Source organism: Dyella sp. 01N36 (assembly GCF_056399745.1).
Genome location: NZ_JBFTRY010000247.1, coordinates 1 through 4,400, shown reverse-complemented (window position 1 = coordinate 4,400; position 4,400 = coordinate 1). Strand labels below are relative to the sequence as shown.

At 59.1% G+C, this 4,400-nt stretch carries 4 protein-coding genes and 1 pseudogene; 1 reads left to right on the top strand and 4 read right to left on the bottom strand.

Features of this window, described 5'->3' with window-relative positions:
* Together AC1DMG_RS20240 and AC1DMG_RS20235 are read right to left on the bottom strand one after the other, a co-directional pair.
* Positions 1 to 159: pseudogene (locus tag AC1DMG_RS20240) on the bottom strand (IS110 family transposase); the annotation flags it as partial.
* A 108-nt stretch (positions 160 to 267) separates the two neighbouring features.
* Positions 268 to 1,104, bottom strand: a complete 837-nt coding sequence (locus AC1DMG_RS20235) for a helix-turn-helix transcriptional regulator (RefSeq protein WP_441605689.1) — start codon at positions 1,102 to 1,104, stop codon at positions 268 to 270.
* Positions 1,105 to 1,202: 98 nt separating this feature from the next.
* Here AC1DMG_RS20235 and AC1DMG_RS20230 point away from each other — a divergent pair, with 98 nt between their 5' ends.
* Entirely contained in the window at positions 1,203 to 2,099 is an 897-nt protein-coding gene (locus AC1DMG_RS20230) for an SDR family oxidoreductase (RefSeq protein ID WP_441605688.1), read from the top strand.
* Positions 2,100 to 2,186: 87 nt separating this feature from the next.
* Here the strand turns inward: AC1DMG_RS20230 and AC1DMG_RS20225 are convergent, their stop codons facing one another.
* Positions 2,187 to 2,948: a hypothetical protein gene (locus AC1DMG_RS20225; RefSeq protein ID WP_477180986.1), complete on the bottom strand. Its 762-nt coding sequence runs from the start codon at positions 2,946 to 2,948 to the stop codon at positions 2,187 to 2,189.
* 149 nt (positions 2,949 to 3,097) lie between these two features.
* Complete coding sequence (locus AC1DMG_RS20220) at positions 3,098 to 3,442, bottom strand: hypothetical protein (RefSeq protein WP_441605686.1); 345 nt, start codon at positions 3,440 to 3,442, stop codon at positions 3,098 to 3,100.
* Positions 3,443 to 4,400: the final 958 nt, after the last annotated feature.

Genomic DNA, 4,400 nt, shown 5'->3' with positions numbered 1-4,400 from the left:
CATGCCGATCTCGCAACCCGGCTCGGCCACCTCCTGCACGGCCTTCAGCCAACGATCTCGTGACAGGCGGCGACGCCATATCGGTTGCTCGTGTCGATCAACCCCGTGGACCTGGAAGACCTGCTTGGCCACGTCTACTCCGATGCGCGTAAGCTTCATGGGTGGACTCCTCTTCGCCAGCGACTGGTTCTAATCGCTTCCAGTCTGGCACTCGATGCCGAAGACGGGGAGGAGTCCATCTCATTGCTTCGGGTCGAAAGCAGGCCTTCAACTCACCACTGCTCGTGACTTGATGTACGCACGAATCCGATCCTCGTCCGCGCTGGTTGCCGGGTTGTACACGATCATCCCCAGATCCGGCCGCCCATCAACGGCGAAGGCGGAAAACTCAAGTTCCAGAAGACCCAGTTCGGCATGGTGCAGACGTTTTACACCCTCGCCGTAGGCATTGACGTCGTTGGCCAACCATAGCGCTTCGAACTCCGGACTCAGACGGGACAGCTCTTCAACGAACTGGCCGATCTCCGCCACAGCACCTGCACGCGCAGCGTCGGCACGAAACGCGCCGACAACGAACCGTGCCACGCTTTGCCAGTCTTCCTGCGCGGCGCGTACCCGTGAGTTGGAAAAAATCAGCCGCAGAATATTCCGCTCTGCGGGAGGCAGCGCACCGTAGTCCGTGAGCACCGCAGCCGCTGCGCGGTTCCAGGCCACGACATCCCACAGGGCGGTCTTGACGATTGCAGGACTGACTTCCATCGCCTCGAGTACACGCTGCAGACGGGGCGTGACGCCGTCAACGGCTTTGTAACGGACTTCGGGTGGATGACCAAGGCCGAGTATGAAGAGGTGTTCGCGCTCCGGTTCAGTCAGCATCAGCCCGCTGGCGATACGGTTGAGCACATCTGCCGAGGGCGCGCCTCCCCGTCCCTGCTCCAGCCAGGTGTACCAGGTGGGACTGATGTTGGCGCGTTGGGCGACCTCTTCCCTGCGCAGACCCGGCGTACGTCGGCGCCCACCCGTAAAACCAAAGGCAGCCGGATCGAGTCGGCTGCGCCTGTCCTTCAGGTAAGTGCCGAGCTGATTGTCGATAGACGTGGACATGGCGATCCTGTTGGTTTTTATACCCTGATAATGTCACCGCTTTACCAGTATGCGCGTCGGGATAAGTTAGATCCAATACTCATCGTTGGAGACTTCCCTTGCTCATATTCCTGACCGGCGCGACCGGCTTTATCGGCTCCCGCATCGTGCCGGAGCTGCTCGCGGCCGGGCATCGCGTTCTTGGCATGACACGATCGGATGCGGGTGCACATGCCCTCACTTCCACGGGTGCCGAGGTGCATCGCGGCCATCTGGAAGATCTGGACAGTCTGCGCAGCGGCGCGGCGAAGGCGGACGCCGTGATCCACACCGCGTTCGATCACGATTTCTCCAACTTCGTCGCCAACTGTGAAAAGGATCGACAGGCCATCAAGGCCATGGGCTCGGTGCTGGCAGGCTCTGACCGTCCGCTGCTGATCACCTCCGGAACGGGCATGGGAATCGCCATGCCAGGCAAGCCTGCAACCGAGGATGTCCTCAATACAGAACATCCCAACCCCCGATCAGCATCGGAGATCGCGGGGGCAGAAATGCTAGCGGAGGGTGTCGCCGTGTCAGTCGTGCGCCTTCCGCAGGTGCATGACACGGTGAAGCAAGGCCTTATCAGTCCATTGATCGCTATCGCACGTGCCAAAGGTGCATCGGCTTATATCGGCGAAGGGCTCAATCGTTGGCCCGCTGCGCACGTGCTCGACGTGGCACGGCTTTATCGGCTTGCGATCGAGAAATGCGAACCTGGCGCGCGCTATCACGCCGTTGCCGAAGAAGGCATTCGTGTTCGCGATATTGCCGAAGTGATCGGCGCGGGCTTGGGTGTGCCCGTCATATCCATCTCGTCGAGTGACGCGGCGGATCATTTCGGATGGTTGACCGGATTCGTCGGCATGGATCTATTGGCGTCGGGCGCGTGGACACGCAAAGTGCTGGACTGGCATCCGAGCGGCCCAAGCATGCTGGGCGACCTCAAGCGGATGGATTATTCCGGCGCCCGCTGAGCGGCGGTCACCTTCAACGTTAGGCAACGATTGCGATGCCTGCTTCGGTTCGGAAGCGGCCATTTCACCTTTCCGCGTCGCCCGACGCTAGGGCCCAGTTGGCAGCGTGGCTTTCTCGTCGCGATAGGGATCGGACGGGTCTGGTGCGTTGAGCTCCGCCTTCAGGATGGCGACCTGGTGCGCTGCGTTTGCCCAGTCTTCACTGCGCTGCGCGATCAGTTTTCGGTCAGCCCCTTTGTACGCCGCGGCCGCCGCTGCATCGAAGGAATCCGGGTAAGCCGCGTTTCGGCAACGCGCACGCTTGGTGTTGTGACCGTGGGCCATTTGCCAACCAAAACAGGGGTCCAAAACAGGGGGCAGAGTGGACTTTCCTCTTGTGACGACGCCGGCGCATAAAAAAAAGGGCACTCTGACCCCGGTTTCGCCCTCAAACTGCGATGGCCAATGGCGTGTTGCGAGAGCGTTGGCTACGAGACGCTTGTTGAACTCTGTGCGCGCCCCGGGAGGAGCGACGGACAACCACATCTGCGCTTTGGCCGCGTGGCCAGCATGCAAGTTGGCCAATGCGAGATTGTTATAAGCAATGGTGGCGGTCGAATCACAGGCCTTCCCCGGATCCTCCGCGGATTTGCTTAGACAGTTCTCACGGTCCTCTTCGGAATGCTGCGTTTGCTGTTGATAGAACGCGATGGCCGATTGATAGTCATGCCTTTGGTAAGCCACATCGCCCTTGCGACCACAGTCGGCAGTGCCCTCGCACTGCTCACTGTCCGCCAGAACGGCAACTGGCCTCAGAAGAATGATCAATATAGCGATACCGATAATTCGTGCGACCAACTGCGTACCCATATCCCCTCGCTGAACCATCTTGACAGCCATTCCCGCTTCAAATAACGATCATCGCCACTGGAGGCGGATGTCCGCTTCGGGTCGAAAGCGGTCGCTCAATTCCTTCGCCAAAACGGAACAGGTCACGCGCATATTGAACGCATAGCTATCTATTGCCCGGGATCTGCTTTGGGATCGATGTCGGCACGCGTCGGTTGCGACGGATCGTAGAAGGTGTAGGTGAAGAACTGCTTCGGATCAGAAGGATATGTGCGCTTTGATAGAAATGTCCGTGCTGCAACGACATAACTTTGAGGAACTACCACCTCGACTGCGTGCGTATTGCCGGAACTTGGATCAATGACTTTGGATACTTCGAGCGTATCTATCTTGCCTGCGGGACTAACGGTCACCTGAAAGACAACTGCGTAGAGCTTGGGCGCAGCGAGTGCTGAAGACTGCGCCCAAGCTGTGCTTGCAAGGAGAAAAAGCAGTACCGCGATTAGGGGGCGCATCCTGACCTCACTGAATGACTAACGAAAAATATATGGGATCAGAGGCGTTTCATAGCTAGTCCCCTACAAACTGTCCGCTCCGGGTCGAAAGCGAACATTTCGGCACGCCGACTTAGCTTAGGGCTCCCACCGAGGTAGGAGCGCTACAAGCACCACGAATGCAAAGTAAGCGGCCGGCGCGGTCAATACTCCCAGCCCAAATCGCGCCCAAATACTTCTGGGCCATCGTAGGAACGAGAGCGCAAACCCTCCCAGCGCTATCGCCACATACGGCGCAAACGTCATCACCCACAGAGCGTAGAAGGCAAATATGTCTGATTTCCCTCGCGAGATCAGAAAGCTTGCCGCTATCGCAACGTACAAGCACAACGCAGGGAACAGCGCACCAAGTATCACCGCAACCCTTGGTCGAACCGCGGGCCTTAGAGCCACGAGCACCAACAACCCGACCGGAAGGCCAATCTCTAATGCGATCGCGCCAATGTTCATTGATGTCTCGGTCATGCTCCGCCCTATCGGAGATCAACTATGTTCGTAAGGTCCGTATATGGACTCCTCCCCTTTGCCAAGCATCTCTTAGCTCTGGCGTCCGTGTCGACTGCACACGTATATCCGGCCTCTAGTTGCTGCACCGTCAGGCGGTGCCGGGCCACGATGAGCTAGTCGCGCGTCGGCTCCCAATCGCTTTGGCGTGCTCTGAGCACACGGACCTTTTAGGGTTTTGCCAACGCCGGTTCGACCGGTTCGTCATCACTTCGGGGGCTTCGCAATCGTAAAGGGATTTCCTCGGATGTATGGGTTAGGCGGCCGCCAGCGCCGGTTGGTAGTTCGTACCATGGCGGAGCATGGCCCAGGCCATGCGCGCCGTCTTGTTGGCCATCGCCACACAGGCCACGTTGGGATGAGATCGCGACGCCAGTCGGGTCACCCATCGACTCAGCGGATCGTCGTGTCGCGG

Coding starts and splice junctions, on each gene's coding strand:
- AC1DMG_RS20235 (WP_441605689.1), bottom strand. CDS start 1,104: ATGTCCACGTCTATCGACAATCAGCTCGGCACTTACCTGAAGGACAGG.
- AC1DMG_RS20220 (WP_441605686.1), bottom strand. CDS start 3,442: ATGCGCCCCCTAATCGCGGTACTGCTTTTTCTCCTTGCAAGCACAGCT.
- AC1DMG_RS20225 (WP_477180986.1), bottom strand. CDS start 2,948: ATGGGTACGCAGTTGGTCGCACGAATTATCGGTATCGCTATATTGATC.